Raw genomic sequence first — 16668 nt, 5'->3', positions numbered from 1 at the left:
CGCGGCGCTCATTGCGGCAGCTTGGTCTGCAACTGGGCCGGCCACGCTTGCTGACTATCGGTCTTCACCCATGCCACACCGGGTAACCCGGTTTTCACGAGTTTCAGATGCTGTTGCAACAGTTCGGGCGAAATTTGCGCGCGCACGCGGAACATCAGCTTCTGGCGCTCGCTCTCGGTTTCCACCGTCTTCGGTGTGAACTGCGCGGTGCTGGAGACGAACGAGATGTTCGCGGGAATCACATACTGCGGCGCGGCGTCGAGAATGATGCGCGCTTCGGCGCCCATGGCGAGGCGTCCTGCGACGGCTTCGGGCAGGAAGAACGTCATGTACACGTCGGAGAGGTCGACAAGGTTCAGCACCTTGCCGCCCGCCGCCAGCACTTCACCGGGTTGCGCCACGCGGTATTGCACGCGGCCATCGCGCGGCGCTTTCAGGTCGCTGTCGGCGATATCCGCTTCGATGCGATTGACGGTCGCTTGTGCAGCTTCTACTGTCGACTTCGCCCCCGTGACCTGCGCGTTGGCTGCTTCCACGGCCGATTGCGCGGCAGCAATTTGTGCGCGGGCGGCATTCACTGCGGCGCGCGAACTGCGCACGCGGGCGCGGTCGTCGTCCAACTCCTGCACGGACGATGCGCCTTCTTTTGAGAGGGTTTCCGAGCGGGCGAGGCGGCGTTGTGCGGCATCGAGTTCGGCTTCGCGGGCTGCTGCATTCGCTTCGGCAGTGGCCTTGTCGGACACGCGCGCCGCCGCCTGCGCCTGGATGGCGGCGACGTTGGTCACGGCCTGCTGATACTGCGCACGCGCTTCGTCGCGCTGGGCGTTGAGCGTGTCGATCTGCATCTTGGCGAGCACCTGCCCCGCTTTGACGAAGTCGCCTTCCTTGACGTAGATGTCCAGCACGCGGCCGCCGAGCTTGGTGGCGACATCGACTTCGGTCGCTTCGATGCGGCCGTTGCCGCTGGCAAAGCCTGCCCCGGGGCCGGTGTTGCTGTAGGTCTTCCATCCATACCAACCGAGGCCGATGACGACGAGCACGATCAGTGCGGGAACCAGTTTCTTGGCGTTCGGAAGCGTCATGTTCGTTGACCTCTTATTTATTGGACGGGCGGCTGCGCGGGCACGGTCGCCGTCGACGGCACGATCACGCGCGACGTGCGCGCGAAGGGGCCGCCCGGGGCGTCGGCCGCGGGCATCAGGCGGCTACCGCCGCCGAGCGCCGAGTAGAGCGATACGCGCGCCGAGAGCAGCGCGCGACGTGTCTGCACCGTCTGTTGTTCTGCGACGAGCAGATCGCGCTGGGCGTCGAGCACTTCGAGGAAGGCCGCCGCACCGTGGTCGTAGCGCAACTTGGCAAGGCGTGCGCGTTCGGCCTGTGCGTCTTGCGTGGCTTGCAGAATCGTGACCTGCTCGGCAAGCCAGCGGCGCGCGCTCAGCGCGTCGGCGACATCGCGGAAAGCACCTTGAATCGTCTTCTCGTAATTCGCGACCGACTCCACGCGTCTTGCTTCGGCGAGATCGAGATTGTTCACGAGACGCCCGCCTTGGAAGATCGGGAGATTGATGCTCGGCGTGAACGCCCACGCGGCGCTGCCCGCTTTGAACAGGCCATCGAGTGCGCTGCTGGCGGTGCCGACCGAGCCGGTGAGGGTGATCTGCGGGAAGAAGGCCGCACGAGCCGCGCCGATATTCGCGTGGGCGGCGCGCAATTGGTATTCGGCAGCGATGATGTCGGGGCGGTCTTCGAGCAGCGATGACGGCAAACCCGGTTCGAGATCGCGCATGAGACCGGCGTCGTCGACGGTGCGGTCGACTTTGTTCGGCGACGTATCGATCGGCGCGCCGACGAGTACCTGCAAGGCATGGGCCTGTACCGCGCGCTGCTGCTCGAGCTGCGTGACAAGTGCCCGGGCTTGCTGCCAAAGCGTAGTGACTTCCGTGAGATCGAGTTTCGAGGTGGAGCCGACCTGCTCGCGACGCGTGAAGATACGCAACGACTCAGCGCGGCTGTCGACGGTTTGCTGCGCCAGTACGAGACGTTCGTCGTACTCGCGCAGACTCAACCACGTCTGCGCAACTTGCGAGATCAGGCTAAGTTCGAGCGCACGGCGAGATGCATCGGATGCCAAATAATCGTCGAGTGCCGCATCTTTCAAACTGCGAATGCGACCCCAGAAGTCCAGCTCCCACGAGGCGAGACCCAAGCCGACCTGATACTGGCTGCTGATATAGGGGTTGCCGGTGAGACTCAGATCGCCGGGCAGACGCTGGCGCGTTTCGCTCGCGCCCACGCCCAGTGACGGAAATAGATCGGCGCGTTGAATGCCATACGCTGCGCGCGCCTGCTCGACACGAGAGAGTGCCACGCGCAAGTCGCGATTGTTGGCCAGCGCGGTTTCGATCAGGCTGCGCAGTTGTGGATCGGCGAAATATTCGCCCCAACTGAGCGTGGCAGCCGGTTGCGATGCGGGAGTGGCAGGGGCCGCCGAGTCAGGCGTCCAGGTGCCTGCGATCGGCGCCGCAGGGCGCTCGTAAGTCGGCGCCATCGAAATACACGCACTCAAGGTACCGAGTGCGGTAACGATCAAAGCGGCTCTTGCAGACATCGCGAGGGTATTCGCAATGCCCGAACGCATACGTGAATTGCATGGTTTCGCCATAGAAGTTTCGGCCTCCCGACGGACATGCCAACTATAGCGTGGTGACGTCAATCGGCGTATACCAAAGTGGCCGAAAAAAAGCGAACGGTTGTGCTAAATCAACAAGGGCCCCGAATCGAGTAGAGGATCGATTCGGAGCCCTGTTTATTCACATGCAATATAAGTAAAGCACTCGCGTTTCAAACAGCAGGCGGCTTCACTTTGGTGCAACGCTGCGTGGCGTTGCACCGTTGGCGGGATCAGTACTCGGCGTCGAGACCGTCCTGCACTTGCTCGGCCGCGCGCAACACAGCACGCGCCTTGTTCTCCGTCTCTTGCCATTCCGATTCGGGCACCGAGTCGGCAACGATACCGGCAGCGGCTTGCACATAGAGATTGCCGTCTTTGACGATGCCCGTGCGAATGGCGATGGCCACGTCCATTTCGCCGCCGAACGACAGGTAGCCCACGGCGCCGCCGTAGAGGCCACGTTTGACCGGCTCGAGCTCGTCAATCAACTCCATGGCGCGGACCTTCGGCGCGCCCGTGAGCGTGCCAGCGGGGAAAGTCGCACGAAGCACGTCGATGTTCGACAACCCGTCTTGCAGGCGGCCTTCGACCGAACTCACGATGTGCTGCACGTGCGAGTACTTCTCGATGACCATCTTGTCGGTGACTTCGACCGTGCCGGTTTGCGCGATACGGCCCACGTCGTTGCGTGCCAGATCGATGAGCATGACGTGCTCGGCGATTTCTTTCGGATCGCTAAGCAGCTCTTTGGCCAGTTCCGCATCGCGCTCGGGGGTGGCGCCGCGTGGGCGCGTGCCGGCGAGGGGGCGGATGGTCACGATTTCGTGCACGCCGTCGGGCGCTTGGCGTCGCTCTTGGCGCACGAGAATTTCCGGCGATGCGCCCACTACCTGGAAGTCGCCGAAGTTGTAGAAGTACATGTACGGCGACGGATTGAGCGAGCGCAGCGCGCGGTACAGCGAGAGCGGCGAGTCGCGATACGGCTTGATCAGACGCTGACCGACTTGCACCTGCATCAATTCACCTGCGGCGATGGCTTCCTTTGCTTTGGCGACGGCGGCCAGATAGTCGGGCTTGGCGAATTCACGGAAGGTTTCGGTGCGCACGCTGCCGGACGTGACCGGTGCATCGACCGGTGCCTTCAGGCGGGCGCGCAGGTCGCGCAGGCGCAGACGCGCCTTCGAATAGGCTTCCGGTGCCGTCGGGTCGGCGTAGATGATGAGGTAGAGCTTGCCGGTGAGGTTGTCGATCACGGCAAGTTCTTCCGTGAGCAGCAACTGAATGTCGGGCAGGTTCAGGTCGTCGCGCGGCGCGGTGTGGGCGAGCTTCTTCTCGATGTAGCGCACGGCGTCGTAGCCGAAGTAACCCGCCAGGCCACCGGCGAAGCGCGGCATGCCGGGGCGCAGGGCTACCTTGAAGCGCGCTTGGAACTGGGTGATGAAGTCGAGCGGGTCGCCTTCGTGCGTTTCGACGACGACGCCGTCGCGTACCACTTCGGTCTTGGGGCCGAAGCTGCGCAGCAGCGTGTGCGCCGACAGCCCGATGAACGAGTAGCGGCCGAAGCGCTCGCCGCCGACGACCGATTCGAGCAGGAAGGTGTTCGCGCCGCGCCGGTCGCCCAGCGCCAGCTTGAGGTAGAGCGAGAGCGGCGTGTCGAGATCGGCGAAGGCTTCGGCGATCAGCGGGATGCGGTTATAGCCTTCGTTGGCCAGCGATTTGAATTCGAGTTCGGTCATGGTGCACTCTGCCTGCAAGTTTGCCGGCGGGTGGGCCCGCAGAATCGGCGTGGATGGGCTTGGGTTGGCGTTAAGAAAACCTGAAAGGTATTTCGGGGAGGCCGACCTGCGGTCGATCTGCGTCGTTGGTGCACCTTTGCTGCTTGCGCTGGCCATCCTACCGATGGCACGCTCGCCAGCCGTCGCCGGGACTCGGGCTCTGTGCGCTGCGCTAGCCGAATCAGTACGCGAAAGCGTACGGCAGCGTGACGACGGAATCGTGTCTTGACGAAGACGCGCGCCGAGCAAAACGGCGCGTGAGTGCAATGAATCTTGGGAACAACAACGATGCAAGAAACGGGTTGCTGAAGACGAGCTCCAGCGGTCCCGGCCACCCTGTGAGAAGGGTTTAGCAGGACCAGCGTCGCCAGGGCCAGGCCCCCCGGTCGATCACGCTCAGACTCCGTTTCTTGTTCAGGAACATGCGTTTGAATGCAGTGTGGAAGTTGGCAATTGGCTGAAAGTTTTCAGCCTGCCAGTGAGGGCGTTGCCTTGGGCACGATGGCCCGGGCGGCGCCCAGAATTGAGGCGACTATACCATCGGTGTCAATCGTTTGTATAGATTCGCCATGGTTGTAGCCGTACGGCACCGTGAGCGAGCGGCAGCCCGCTGCGCGGGCCGCTTGCGCATCGTTGCCCGAGTCACCGACCAGCACTGCCTGCGCAGGCGCGACGCCGAACGCTTCGCACGCTTTGACGAGCGGCATCGGGTCGGGTTTGCGCTTCGGCCACGAATCGCCGCCGTACACGAGGTCGAATTGGTCGAGCAGCCCGTAGTGTTCGAGCAACGCGAGCGCGAACCGATGCTGCTTGTTCGTGATGCACGCCACCGGCAGGCCAGCGGCGCGCAAGGCCGCGAGACCTTCGCGCACTTCCGGGTAGAGCGCCGTGTTCTCGCCGTTGATCGACGTGTAGACGGCTTCGTACTTGTCTTGGGCGCGGGCGAAGTGGGTGTCGATCTCGGGCTCGGGGAGGCGCTCGGCGAGCGTCTTGCGCACGAGATTGGCCGTGCCCTTGCCTACGAACGTCATCAGGCGTTCGGTCGGTACCGGCTCGGCACCCAGATCGGCCAGCATGGCATTGAGTGCGACGCCGAAGTCGCCGGCCGTGTCGACGAGCGTGCCGTCGAGGTCGATGAGCACCGCGCGGATACCGTCCAGATGCAGGTCGCGGGAGATGTCGTTCGTGTTCAGGGGCGTGGACATGGTGGCGGCCTTACTTCGCGGCGGTGGCCACGCTGGCCAGTTCCGCGCGCATTTGGTCGATTACCGCCTTGTAGTCGGGTTTGCCGAAGATAGCGGAACCGGCCACGAAGGTGTCGGCACCGGCGGCGGCAATCTCGGCAATGTTGTCGACCTTCACGCCGCCGTCGATTTCCAGACGGATTTGACGGCCGGTCTCGGCGGTGTAAGCGTCGATACGGGCGCGCACGGCGCGCAGCTTGTTGAGCGCTTCGGGAATGAACGACTGGCCGCCGAAGCCCGGATTGACCGACATGATCAGGATCATGTCCAGGCGGTCCATCACGTGGTCGAGGTAATTCAACGGCGTGCCCGGGTTGAAGACGAGGCCAGCCTTGCAGCCGTTGTCGCGAATCAGGCCCAGCGTGCGGTCGATGTGTTCCGAGGCTTCCGGGTGGAACGTGATCAGGTTGGCGCCGGCCTTGGCAAAGTCCGGCACGATGCGGTCAACCGGGCGTACCATCAGATGCACGTCGATCGGCACGTCCACGTGCGGGCGGATCGCCTCGCAGACCAGCGGGCCGATCGTCAGATTGGGAACGTAATGGTTATCCATCACGTCGAAGTGAATCCAGTCGGCACCGGCGGCCACGACGTTACGGACTTCTTCGCCCAGCCGGGCAAAGTCGGCGGACAGGATGCTGGGGGCGATGCAGAATTGCGTCATGGCGTGGTGGGGCTAGAGCGTCAAAAGCGCTATTTTAAAGCTTTCGTCAGATGCCTGTCTGAAAGCCGGTTGCCCCCTGCGGCGACTTGCCGCAGAATGCCTTGCAAATCAAGACGACACGCGCTGGACGCGCGGCAGGTGCCTGCGAAGAAGGCATTGGCACCGGCCAGCGAGACCAGACAGACCTAAATACCGCACGTATGCGCAACAGGAACACCCGATGAGCCAGTACGAATTTACCGTCACGGTGCGCCCGCAATACCTGCCCGAGCAGTCGGAACCGGACCGTCGGCAATTCGCCTTCGCGTACACGATCACGATTCGCAACAGCGGGGAAGTGCCTGCGCAATTGATCTCGCGCCATTGGGTGATTACCGATGGCGACAACAAGGTGCAAGAGGTCAACGGCCTTGGCGTCGTGGGGCATCAGCCGTTCCTGCAACCGGGCGAACAGTTCGAATACACGAGCTGGGCCATGGTCGGCACGCCGGTGGGCACCATGCGCGGGGAATACTTCTGCGTGGCCGAGGACGGCACGCGCTTCGAAGCGCCGATCGCCGAATTTGCGCTCACTATGCCGCGCACCCTGCACTGAGGGGCGGCATGCGCGAGGCGGAGCAAGCGGGCGCGGGGGCGGCGGATGCGGGGTGTTCGGAGGGAACACCCGCGATGCGCTCAGCGGCGGGGCCGTGGGGTCAGCGGCGATCGTCGGACCAGTCTTCGCGTTTGAGCGGGTCGTCCAGTGGGCGGGGTGAGGCGGGATCGTCGATGCCGTCGACCGTGTCGCTCGGCATCGGACGCACCGGCCTTTCTCGCATTTGGCGCACCCGACGGGTGCGCGACGGCTTGCGACGCATCACCACAATCGCGGCGACGATCACGATCGCCAGCAAGACTTCCGGCAAGATCAGCAAGGCCGGATATTCATCGAACAAATTACCCATGATGCTTTCCCTGAATGTGTTCGGGCGGTGGCGTGCCGGCCGGGGCCTGGCGCTCGCCGCATTTGCCGCATTGCTTTACGGTTGTTCGAGTGTGCCGCCCAAGGACACCTATCGTCCAGGCACGCCGCCTTCGAATGTGGCGTCGCCGCCGACTGGGGCCGGACGCATGCAACCCGTGTCGTGGTCGCAAGTCGATGGCTGGCAGGACGACTCGCTCATCGGTGCCCGGCTCGCGCTCGCGCAAAGCTGCGTGAAGCTTGGACGGCAATCCAACTGGCAGCCTGCCTGCCGTGCGGCCGAACATCTCGACGACCTCGACCCGGCGTCGGTACGCCAGTTCTTCGAGCAGTACTTTACGCCGTTTCGTATGGCCAACTCCGACGGCACGCAGTCGGGCCTGATCACCGGCTACTACGAGCCGCTGCTGCATGGCTCGCGCGTGCGTGGCGGCATCTATCAGACCGCGCTCTATCGCTGGCCCGCTGGGCGCAAGGTGGGCTCGCTGCCTGCACGTGCTGAACTCAACCGCAGCGGCATGCTGCGCGGTAACGAGCTGGTCTACGTGGACGACCCCATCGAAGCGTTTTTCCTGCAAGTGCAGGGCTCCGGTCAGGTGCTGCTCGACGACGGCACGGTGATGCGCGTGGGTTACGCCGGGAATAACGATCAGCCTTATAAGTCCATCGGCCGCTGGCTGATCGACCGTGGCGAGATCACGGCGGCGCAGGCGACGATGCAAGGCATTCGTGCGTGGGCGAAGGCTAACCCGTCGCGCGTCGACGCGTTGCTCGACGTGAATCCGCGCTTCGTATTCTTCCGCGAGATGCCGAATCACGGGGTGGGCGGCATCGAAGGTCCCATCGGTGCACTCGGCGTGCCGCTGACGGCAGAACGCTCGATCGCCGTCGATCCGGCATCGATTCCGCTGGGCAGCCCGGTGTTTCTCTCCACCACGCGTCCGCCGTTCGGGGCGCAGGCGAATGCGCCGATCAGCCGCTTGATGTTCGCGCAAGATACGGGCAGCGCGATCAAGGGCGGCGTGCGCGCGGACTTCTTCTGGGGGCTCGGCGACGACGCTGGCGATCTGGCTGGGCGCATGCGTCAGAGTGGCCGCATGTGGGTGTTTCTGCCGAATCAGTAAGCGCTCGGGGTAGGGCGGTGCAGTGGCGCCGTGGGCTTACCGCGATACTCAATCCGCTTAATCTGCTTAAGCGCCCAAGTGGCTCACACTGAAAACAAAAAGCCCGCGATATCGCTATCGCGGGCTTTTTTTATCGTCGCAGCGAGTGCTGAGCGCCCGGCTTAACGCGGACGCTTATCCACCACCCGGCGCGCCTTGCCCACCGAGCGCTCGATGCCGCCCACCGGGCGTACGCGTACCGCGCACGATACGCCGATCAGCGTCTTGATATCGCGCTTGAGTTCGCTACCGGCGGTCTTCAACGCAGCGTCGTCGTTGCAACCCACGGCGGCTTCGACGTCCACTTCCATCGTGTCCATCGGGCCTTCCTTGTCCAGCACGATCTGATAGTGCGGCGAGAGCACCGGCTGGCGCAGCAGCAACTCTTCGATTTGCGACGGGAACACGTTCACGCCGCGGATGATCATCATGTCGTCCGAGCGACCGGTGATCTTTTCCATGCGGCGCATCGTGCGCGCCGTGCCCGGCAGCAAGCGCGTCAGATCGCGCGTGCGGTAGCGGATGATCGGCAGCGCTTCCTTGGTGAGCGAGGTGAACACCAACTCGCCAAACTCACCGTCGGGCAGCACTTCGCCGGTTTCCGGATCGATGATTTCCGGGAAGAAGTGATCTTCCCAGATGGTCGGGCCGTCCTTGGTCTCGGCGCATTCGCACGCGACACCCGGGCCCATCACTTCCGACAAGCCGTAAATGTCGACCGCGTCGATGCCCATGCGTTTTTCGATGGCCACGCGCATGTCGTTGGTCCACGGCTCGGCACCGAAGATACCGATGCGCAGCGACGAATCGGCCGCCGCCATGCCCTGACGCTCAAGCTCGTCGGCAATCGCGAGCATGTAGCTCGGCGTAACCATGATGATGTCGGGCTTGAAGTCCTGAATCAGTTGCACTTGCTTTTCGGTCTGGCCGCCACCGAACGGAATCACCGTCAGGCCAGCACGCTCGGCGCCGTAGTGCGCACCCAGGCCGCCCGTGAACAGGCCGTAGCCGTAGCTGATATGCACTTTGTCGCCACGACGTGCGCCCGAAGCGCGAATGGAACGCGCCACCAGATCGGCCCAATTGCTGATGTCGTTGGCCGTATAGCCCACAACCGTCGGCTTGCCCGTCGTGCCCGACGACGCGTGAATGCGCGAGACCTGATCCATCGGCACCGCAAACATGCCGAACGGATAGCTGTCGCGCAGATCCTTCTTGGTCGTGAACGGGAACTTGGCCAGATCGGCCAAAGTGCTCAGATCATCCGGATGGACGCCGGCCTCGTCGAACTTGCGGCGGTACACCGGCGAGTTCTCATAGGCATGCCGCAGCGTTGTCTTCAGCCGTTCGAGCTGAAGGGTGCGCAGTTCGTCGAGGCTCGCTTTCTCGATCGGATCGAGCGGCAAGGCGGTGGTCATGTCTGTCTCCTTGGGGCTTACGACTTACACGTACTGTTTGTTGTGACTCGCGAGCCGGGACTCGCGCGTTGCCGGACAGCGTCAGATGACGTTGCCCTTGATCTGTGCGGACTTGCCGCGGAACATCGCCACCACTTCACCCGCCGCGTTGGTCACGCGGATGTCGTAGACGCCGTGACGGCCCGAGAGCATTTGCTCTTGCGCTTCGGCGGTGAGCGTGTCGCCGCCGAACACCGGCTTGATGAACTCGATGCTGCAACCGGCCGCAACCGTGTTGATGTTGTAGCTGTTGCAGGCGAAGGCGAACGTCGAGTCGGCCAGCGTGAACATCAAACCGCCGTGGCAGATCGCGTGACCGTTGAGGAATTCGTCGCGTACGCGCATCGTCATGCGGGCGTAGCCGGGGCGCACTTCCTGCAACTCCATGCCCAGCCATTGGCTCGCACGGTCGGTGCTGTACATCGCCTCACCCGTGGCGCGCGCCAGTTCTTCGGGCGACATGTCGGATACGGCTTTTCCTGCGGGGGCGGTCAGGCTCATGGTGTCTCTCGTCTCGTTGGTCTTGTCGTGGTGCTCTGGTCTCTCGCGCGGCGCTTGTGGTTTTGGCGGTCGGTTTGCGTCGCTGCTTTTGTCGTCTGATCGAGGCAGCCGGTTAGCGGCCTTCGAACTTCGGCGCGCGTTTCTGGAGGAACGCGTTCACGCCTTCGGCATAGTCGTACGACGCGCCCAGCGCACGTTGGCTGTCGCGCTCGAGATCGAGTTGCTGGTCGAGCGTGTTGGTGGCCGACGCGTACAGGGCTTCCTTGATCGTGGCGAGTGCCTTGGTCGGCTGCGTGGCGAGATTCGCGGCGAGCTTTTGCGCTTCTTCCATCAAGGCTTCGTCATCGACGCAGCGCCAGATCAGGCCCCATTCGGCAGCCTGTTCGGCCGAGAGCTTGTCGCCGAGCATCGCGAGCGCCATCGCACGCGCCATGCCGATGCGTTGCGGCAAGAACCACGTGCCGCCCGTGTCGGGCAGCAAGCCGATCTTCACGAAGGCCTGAATGAAGTTGACCGAGCTGGCGGCGAGCACGATGTCGCAAGCAAGTGCCAGATTGGCCCCGGCGCCGGCGGCGATGCCGTTCACCGCAGCGATCACCGGCATCGGCATCGCGCGCAGCTTGCGCACCAGCGGGTTGAAGTTCTCGTCGATCAGCGCACCCAGATCGGTCGAAGCGCCCGGGGTGAAGTCGAGATCTGCCAGATCCTGTCCGGCGCAGAAGCCGCGTCCGGCACCGGTCAGCACGATGGCGCGTGCGCCCTTCGCCTGTGCGGTGTCGAGCGCGTCGCGCAGTTCGGCGTGCATCTGCCGGGTGAAGCTATTGAGCTTCTCCGGGCGGTTGAGCGTGATCGTGGCGACGTTGGCTTCCAGCGTCAGTTGAATCGTGGCAGTCATCGGGGCTTCCTCCGGGTGTCTCGTGCGGTAGCGGCGCGCTTAGACGCGCTCGATAGCAATGGCGATGCCTTGACCCACGCCGATGCACATCGTGCAAAGGGCATAGCGGCCGCCGGTGCGGTGCAGTTGATACATTGCCGTCGTCACCAGACGAGCGCCCGAGGCACCCAGCGGATGGCCCAGCGCAATCGCGCCGCCGTTCGGGTTCACGCGCGCATCGTCGTCGGCAATGCCGAGTTGGCGCAGCACTGCGAGCCCTTGGCTGGCGAACGCTTCGTTGAGTTCGATCACGTCGAACTGATCGAGCGTCATGTTCAGTTGCTTGAGGAGCTTGAGCGTAGCCGGTGCCGGGCCGATGCCCATGATGCGCGGTGCGACACCGGCGGTTGCCATGCCCAGCACGCGAGCGCGCGGGGTCAGGCCGTGCAGCTTGGCGGCGCTCTCGCTCGCGAGCAGCAGGGCGCAGGCGCCGTCGTTCACACCGGAGGCGTTACCGGCCGTGACCGTGCCGTCCGGGCGCACGACGCCCTTGAGCTTGGCCAGTGCTTCGAGGCTCGTGGCCCGCGGATGCTCGTCGTGCTCGACGACAATCGCATCGCCCTTCTTCTGAGCAATCGAAACGGGGGTGATTTCTTGCGCCAGCGTGCCATCGGCTTGCGCACGGGCGGCTTTCTCCTGGCTGCGCAGTGCGAACAGATCCTGGTCGGCGCGGTTGATCTTGAAGTCGTCGGCGACGTTCTCTGCCGTTTCCGGCATCGAGTCCACGCCGTACTGCGCCTTCATCAGCGGATTGATAAAACGCCAACCGATGGTCGTGTCGAAGATCGCCGCCTGACGTGCAAAGGCGCTGTCGGCCTTGCCCATCACGAACGGGGCGCGCGTCATAGACTCGACGCCACCGGCAATCATCAGACCGGCTTCACCTGCTTTGATCGCGCGGGAAGCGCTGCCGATGGCATCCATGCCCGAGCCGCACAAGCGGTTGAGCGTGGCACCCGGCACGTCGATGGGCAGCTCGGCGAGCAGCGCGGACATGCGCGCCACATTGCGGTTGTCTTCACCCGCTTGGTTCGCGCAGCCGTAGATGACGTCGTCGATCAGCGTCCAGTCGACATTCGGATTGCGCGCCATGAGCGCTTTGAGGGGGATGGCGCCGAGGTTGTCGGCGCGAACGTCCTTCAGGGCACCGCCGTAACGGCCGATGGGCGTGCGGATCGCGTCGCAGATGAAGGCTTCGGTCATGATGTCTCGTTCCTGTCTTGGAAGGCGGGGTTCGCGCGGTGCGGCGGTGGGCGGGTATGGCGCTTCTGCGCCTCGCCTGACGCTGATGCCGCCCAGCGGCGGGGAGTCACTATGGTAGTGACTTCCCGCCGCCGGTGTGCGCGTTCGCTCTCTCTATATATAGAAGGGGGTGTCGTTCGAATGAGCGTCCGAATGAGGATCAGGCAGCGCCCGTGTCCGACTTGGCCGGCACGTGGTGACGGCTCTGCACGACGCGGAAGCGATTCGACACGAAGGCCGCGTCGGCCAGGCTTGCGTTCGCTGCCGGGTTGCCGCCCGTGCCGTGGTAATCCGAGTAAGCCGCCGACTGGTTCACGAACACACCGCCGGTCAGGTTCAGCGAGAGGGCCACACGGCCTTCGATGGCAGCGTCGAGCGCTTGGGCTTCACCTTCGGCCGACGTCGTGTACGCCGACAGCGTGAGCGCGCCATGTTCGGCGGCGATACGACCCGCCAGTTCGAAGGCTTGCTTGCCGCTGTCCACGGCAATCACAAAGGCGATCGGGCCGAACCATTCACGCGTGTAGATGGCTTCGTCGGCCACGTCGAGCGCCACGATCAGCGGCGTGCGCACACGGGCGTCGGCGAATGCCGGATGTTGCAGCGTCTGACTGTCGAGCACGACGCGGCCCACCTTGCGGGCTTCGTCGATGCGGGCGACCACACCTTCGTTTTGAATCGCGCCGAGCAGCTCGACGGCCTTGGCCGGGTCGCTGCACGTCTTTTGCACGCTGCCGGCAATCGCGGCGACCACGTCGTCGAACGACACGTGGCCGTCGGCCGTCTGGATGCCGTCGCGCGGGATATAGATGTTCTGCGGGGCCGTGCACATCTGGCCCGAGTAGAGCGCCAGCGAGAAGCCGATGTTGCGCGCCACGCCTTTCAGGTCGTCCGTCGAGTCGATCACGATCTGGTTCACACCGGCCTTCTCGGTGTAGACCTGCGCCTGACGCGCATTCGTCTCCAGCCAGTCGCCGTTGGCCGTGCTGCCGGTGAAGTCGATCACGCGCACTTCGCCGCGCTTGGCCAGTTGCTGGACGATCTCGCCGTCGTTCGGGTTGGTCGCAGCGAGCGTGACGACATCCGGATCGAAACCGGCTTCCTTCAACACTTCACGGGCAATCTTGACGGTGATGGCGAGCGGGAGAATTGCGCCCGGATGCGGCTTGACGATGACGGCGTTGCCGGTCGCGAGGCTGGCGAACAGGCCCGGGTAGCCGTTCCACGTCGGGAACGTGCAGCAGCCGAGCACCAGTGCGACGCCGCGCGGCACGACGGTGTAGCGCTTTTCCATCGCGAGCGGCGGGTTCTTGCCTTGCGGCTTTTCCCAGTAGGCGTCAGCCGGAATGCGGCGGAGTTCGTCCCAGGCGTAGGCCACGGCTTCGAGGCCGCGATCTTGCGCGTGCGGGCCGCCCGCTTGGAACGCCATCATGAAGGCCTGGCCGGTCGTGTGCATCACGGCGTTGGCCATCTCGAAGCTGCGCGCGTTCAGGCGCTTGAGAATTTCCAGCGAGACGCCGACCCAGGCGTCCGGGGTGGCGGCGCGGTACGTCTTGTGCGCAGCGCTCACGCGGGCGAGCAGGGTGTCGATCTCGAAGCCGGGGTAGGTCGTGCCCAGGGCGAAGCCGAAGGGCGACGTTTCCTGACCGGCGCTGCCGGTGCTGCCGGCTTGCTCGAGCGGGAACGCGGCGTTCAGGTACTGCTTGAAGGCGGCTTCACCGTCGGCAGCCGCCGTCTCGCCATAGGCGCGCGGGCTCGGCATTTCGGTAAACGGGCTCCAATAACCACGCGTGGCGATGGCCTGAAGGGCGCGCTCAAGCGTCTCTTGGTGTTTGGCGAAGAGGGGATGGGTCATGGTGGCGGCTCTGTCCGTGTCGGAGTGCGGCTGGCGGGTTAGCTGTCCGCCCACACCCCCTCGCGGACGAGGACTTGCGGGCAGCGCAGACGACGTGCTGTCATTCAGTCAGTGTCAACATTAATTGACCGACCGGTTGGTTTGTTAATATAGCATCAAATCTTTCGGGCGTGGCGCGTGATGATGCCGGGTTTTCCCCGAATATTTTGGCGGCGCGAAAGCTCGCCGGAACGAGGATCGGCAGGCCGTTTGCATGGCGGAACGAGAGGTGCGTGGGCGGGGGATCGATGGCATCATGCCTATCCACTACCGTCGACGCCCGGCCGGCCGCTATCCATGGTCAGCCGCGCGCGCCGCCAGCCCCTGAATCACAAGACGAGACTTTGACTGGAGGAATAAGAGGATGACGACGTACGAGAACATTCTGGTGGAGACGCGCGGCCGCGTCGGTCTGATCACGCTGAACCGCCCGAAGGCCCTCAATGCGCTGAACGACGCGCTGATGGATGAGCTGGGTACGGCGCTCACGGCGTTCGATGCCGACGAAGCCATTGGCTGCATGGTGATTACGGGCAGCGAGAAGGCATTCGCGGCCGGCGCCGACATCGGCATGATGTCGAAGTACACCTTCGCGGACGTCTTCAAGGGCGACTACATCACGCGCAATTGGGAAACGGTACGCCGCATTCGCAAGCCGGTGATCGCGGCGGTGTCGGGCTTCGCGCTGGGCGGCGGGTGTGAATTGGCGATGATGTGCGATTTCATTATTGCGGCAGACAACGCCAAGTTCGGTCAGCCGGAAATCAAGCTGGGCGTGATTCCGGGCGCGGGCGGTACGCAGCGTCTGACGCGCGCCGTGTCGAAGGCGAAAGCCATGGATATGTGTCTGACGGCGCGCTTCATGGACGCGGCGGAAGCTGAACGTGCCGGGTTGGTGTCGCGTGTGGTGCCGCTCGACAAGCTGCTCGAGGAAGCGCTGGGCGCGGCCAACACGATTTGCGAGTACTCGCTGCCGGTGGTGATGGCGGCGAAGGAGGCGGTCAATCGCGCCTTCGAATCGACGCTGGACGAGGGCGTGCAGTTCGAGCGCCGTCTGTTCCATTCGTTGTTTGCGCTGGAAGATCAGAAGGAAGGCATGGCGGCTTTCGTTGAAAAGCGTAAGCCGGTGTTCAAGCATCGCTGAAACTGCGTGAGAAACTCTGACGGCCTCCTTTTTGGAGGCCGTCGTATGTTAGGCTGCCGGTTTTTTCAGCAAGGACAAGACGATGTCGATGAACCGACGTGCATTTGCGCTGGCCCTGGTCGTGGCTTCAGGGCTGTTGTTGGGTGCCTGCGGGAAGAAAGAAGAAACGGCTGCCGGCCGCTCGGTCGGGCCGGACGGTTCCCAACCTGTCTACGTTGTCGGTTCGGACGCGGCCTATGCGCCGTTCGAATACGAGACGGACAACCGCCAGATTGCCGGTTTCGATATCGATGTGATGAAGGCCGTGGCCGACAAGGCTGGCATCGCGATTCGGTTTATCAATACGCCGTTCGAAGGTATTTTCAATTCGCTGGTGCAGGGCGATCGCGACATCCTCATCTCGGCGATCACGATTACCGATGAGCGTCGCAAGCAAATGGACTTCTCGACGCCGTACTTTGAGGCGTCGCAGTTGATTGCGGTACCGGCGAACTCTAGTGTGAAGAGCTTCGACGATTTGAAGTCGCTAAAGGTTGGTGTGCAGACGGCCACGACGGGCGATGAGGTGGTTCAGAAGCTCATGGGCAAGAACAATCCGTCGGTCAAACGCTTCGAAGGCACGCCGTTGGCGATGAAAGAATTGGAAGCGGGTGGCGTGGACGCGGTGGTGGCCGATAACGGTGTCGTGGTGAATTTCATCGCGAACAATCCGAATGCCAAGCTGCGCACGGTCGCGGACAGCAACTTCCCGAAGGAGTATTACGGCATTGCCGTGCGCAAGGGCGATGCGGAACTGCTGGCCAAGATCAATAAGGGTGTCGAGGCGATCAAGACCGATGGTACGTACGACGCCATCTATCAGCGCTACTTTGGCAAGAAGTAAGCGGTTGAGCGGTTGTGAATAAAGGAAAAGCCCCGTCACGACGGGGCTTTTTCATGGGTTTTCAAATTATTTTCACAAAGTGCTTGCGCTGGTTCCGGGTTTTCACTAATATTCCGTCTCTCGCAACGACAGCGA

15 protein-coding genes are annotated in these 16668 nt (G+C 63.5%); 4 read left to right on the top strand and 11 right to left on the bottom strand.

The window, feature by feature from the left end; translation table 11 throughout:
* Window positions 1-8: 8 nt before the first annotated feature.
* From ACPWR9_RS23075 to rpe, 5 genes are all read right to left on the bottom strand, one after another.
* Window positions 9-1082: an HlyD family secretion protein gene (locus tag ACPWR9_RS23075; protein WP_426301082.1), complete on the bottom strand. Its 1074-nt coding sequence runs from the start codon at window positions 1080-1082 to the stop codon at window positions 9-11.
* A 17-nt stretch (window positions 1083-1099) separates the two neighbouring features.
* A complete protein-coding gene (locus tag ACPWR9_RS23070; RefSeq protein WP_426301080.1) occupies window positions 1100-2608 on the bottom strand; it encodes an efflux transporter outer membrane subunit in 1509 nt (502 codons plus the stop codon).
* Window positions 2609-2901: 293 nt separating this feature from the next.
* The gene (gene trpE, locus ACPWR9_RS23065; protein WP_426301078.1) at window positions 2902-4407 is read right to left on the bottom strand and encodes an anthranilate synthase component I; all 1506 of its coding nucleotides are present in this window, start codon (window positions 4405-4407) and stop codon (window positions 2902-2904) included.
* Between the two features lie 506 nt (window positions 4408-4913).
* Window positions 4914-5651 carry a phosphoglycolate phosphatase gene (locus tag ACPWR9_RS23060; protein WP_426301076.1) on the bottom strand — a complete coding sequence of 246 codons (738 nt, stop codon included), beginning with the start codon at window positions 5649-5651 and terminating at the stop codon, window positions 4914-4916.
* A gap of 10 nt (window positions 5652-5661) precedes the next feature.
* The gene (gene rpe, locus ACPWR9_RS23055; RefSeq protein WP_426301074.1) at window positions 5662-6354 is read right to left on the bottom strand and encodes a ribulose-phosphate 3-epimerase; all 693 of its coding nucleotides are present in this window, start codon (window positions 6352-6354) and stop codon (window positions 5662-5664) included.
* Between the two features lie 220 nt (window positions 6355-6574).
* On the opposite strand from rpe, the gene apaG reads away from it, so the two are divergent.
* Window positions 6575-6949 carry a Co2+/Mg2+ efflux protein ApaG gene (gene apaG, locus ACPWR9_RS23050; RefSeq protein ID WP_058376217.1) on the top strand — a complete coding sequence of 125 codons (375 nt, stop codon included), beginning with the start codon at window positions 6575-6577 and terminating at the stop codon, window positions 6947-6949.
* Window positions 6950-7049: 100 nt separating this feature from the next.
* Here apaG and ACPWR9_RS23045 read toward each other — a convergent pair whose 3' ends face one another.
* The gene (locus ACPWR9_RS23045) at window positions 7050-7298 is read right to left on the bottom strand and encodes a hypothetical protein (protein WP_426301072.1); all 249 of its coding nucleotides are present in this window, start codon (window positions 7296-7298) and stop codon (window positions 7050-7052) included.
* On the opposite strand from ACPWR9_RS23045, the gene mltA reads away from it, so the two are divergent.
* A complete protein-coding gene (mltA, locus tag ACPWR9_RS23040; RefSeq protein ID WP_426301070.1) occupies window positions 7297-8439 on the top strand; it encodes a murein transglycosylase A in 1143 nt (380 codons plus the stop codon). The genes ACPWR9_RS23045 and mltA overlap by 2 nt on opposite strands.
* Before the next feature lie 161 nt (window positions 8440-8600).
* Here the strand turns inward: mltA and paaK are convergent, their stop codons facing one another.
* From paaK to paaN, 5 genes are all read right to left on the bottom strand, one after another.
* Window positions 8601-9896, bottom strand: a complete 1296-nt coding sequence (paaK, locus tag ACPWR9_RS23035; protein ID WP_426301068.1) for a phenylacetate--CoA ligase PaaK — start codon at window positions 9894-9896, stop codon at window positions 8601-8603.
* 81 nt (window positions 9897-9977) lie between these two features.
* The gene (gene paaI, locus ACPWR9_RS23030) at window positions 9978-10436 is read right to left on the bottom strand and encodes a hydroxyphenylacetyl-CoA thioesterase PaaI (RefSeq protein ID WP_426301066.1); all 459 of its coding nucleotides are present in this window, start codon (window positions 10434-10436) and stop codon (window positions 9978-9980) included.
* Window positions 10437-10548: 112 nt separating this feature from the next.
* On the bottom strand, window positions 10549-11331 hold the full coding sequence (gene paaG / locus ACPWR9_RS23025; protein ID WP_426301064.1) for a 2-(1,2-epoxy-1,2-dihydrophenyl)acetyl-CoA isomerase PaaG: 783 nt from the start codon (window positions 11329-11331) through the stop codon (window positions 10549-10551).
* A gap of 39 nt (window positions 11332-11370) precedes the next feature.
* Entirely contained in the window at window positions 11371-12573 is a 1203-nt protein-coding gene (gene pcaF / locus ACPWR9_RS23020; protein ID WP_150682202.1) for a 3-oxoadipyl-CoA thiolase, read from the bottom strand.
* 199 nt (window positions 12574-12772) lie between these two features.
* Window positions 12773-14467 (bottom strand): phenylacetic acid degradation protein PaaN, encoded by a 1695-nt coding sequence (gene paaN, locus ACPWR9_RS23015; RefSeq protein WP_426301062.1) that lies wholly within the window; start codon window positions 14465-14467, stop codon window positions 12773-12775.
* Between the two features lie 403 nt (window positions 14468-14870).
* Here paaN and ACPWR9_RS23010 point away from each other — a divergent pair, with 403 nt between their 5' ends.
* Entirely contained in the window at window positions 14871-15650 is a 780-nt protein-coding gene (locus tag ACPWR9_RS23010) for an enoyl-CoA hydratase (RefSeq protein ID WP_426301060.1), read from the top strand.
* 82 nt (window positions 15651-15732) lie between these two features.
* Complete coding sequence (locus ACPWR9_RS23005) at window positions 15733-16533, top strand: basic amino acid ABC transporter substrate-binding protein (protein WP_426301058.1); 801 nt, start codon at window positions 15733-15735, stop codon at window positions 16531-16533.
* Window positions 16534-16668 lie beyond the last annotated feature (135 nt).

Source organism: Pandoraea pneumonica (assembly GCF_049918595.1).
GTDB lineage: Bacteria > Pseudomonadota > Gammaproteobacteria > Burkholderiales > Burkholderiaceae > Pandoraea > Pandoraea pneumonica_A.
The sequence above is the reverse complement of the archived record's forward strand: the minus strand, read 5'-3'. Positions and strand labels throughout refer to the sequence as shown.

Coding starts and splice junctions, on each gene's coding strand:
- ACPWR9_RS23005 (WP_426301058.1), top strand. CDS start 15,733: ATGTCGATGAACCGACGTGCATTTGCGCTGGCCCTGGTCGTGGCTTCA.
- paaI (WP_426301066.1), bottom strand. CDS start 10,436: ATGAGCCTGACCGCCCCCGCAGGAAAAGCCGTATCCGACATGTCGCCC.
- paaK (WP_426301068.1), bottom strand. CDS start 9,896: ATGACCACCGCCTTGCCGCTCGATCCGATCGAGAAAGCGAGCCTCGAC.
- ACPWR9_RS23070 (WP_426301080.1), bottom strand. CDS start 2,608: ATGTCTGCAAGAGCCGCTTTGATCGTTACCGCACTCGGTACCTTGAGT.
- trpE (WP_426301078.1), bottom strand. CDS start 4,407: ATGACCGAACTCGAATTCAAATCGCTGGCCAACGAAGGCTATAACCGC.
- pcaF (WP_150682202.1), bottom strand. CDS start 12,573: ATGACCGAAGCCTTCATCTGCGACGCGATCCGCACGCCCATCGGCCGT.
- apaG (WP_058376217.1), top strand. CDS start 6,575: ATGAGCCAGTACGAATTTACCGTCACGGTGCGCCCGCAATACCTGCCC.
- paaG (WP_426301064.1), bottom strand. CDS start 11,331: ATGACTGCCACGATTCAACTGACGCTGGAAGCCAACGTCGCCACGATC.
- paaN (WP_426301062.1), bottom strand. CDS start 14,467: ATGACCCATCCCCTCTTCGCCAAACACCAAGAGACGCTTGAGCGCGCC.
- ACPWR9_RS23010 (WP_426301060.1), top strand. CDS start 14,871: ATGACGACGTACGAGAACATTCTGGTGGAGACGCGCGGCCGCGTCGGT.
- mltA (WP_426301070.1), top strand. CDS start 7,297: ATGATGCTTTCCCTGAATGTGTTCGGGCGGTGGCGTGCCGGCCGGGGC.
- rpe (WP_426301074.1), bottom strand. CDS start 6,354: ATGACGCAATTCTGCATCGCCCCCAGCATCCTGTCCGCCGACTTTGCC.
- ACPWR9_RS23075 (WP_426301082.1), bottom strand. CDS start 1,082: ATGACGCTTCCGAACGCCAAGAAACTGGTTCCCGCACTGATCGTGCTC.
- ACPWR9_RS23060 (WP_426301076.1), bottom strand. CDS start 5,651: ATGTCCACGCCCCTGAACACGAACGACATCTCCCGCGACCTGCATCTG.
- ACPWR9_RS23045 (WP_426301072.1), bottom strand. CDS start 7,298: ATGGGTAATTTGTTCGATGAATATCCGGCCTTGCTGATCTTGCCGGAA.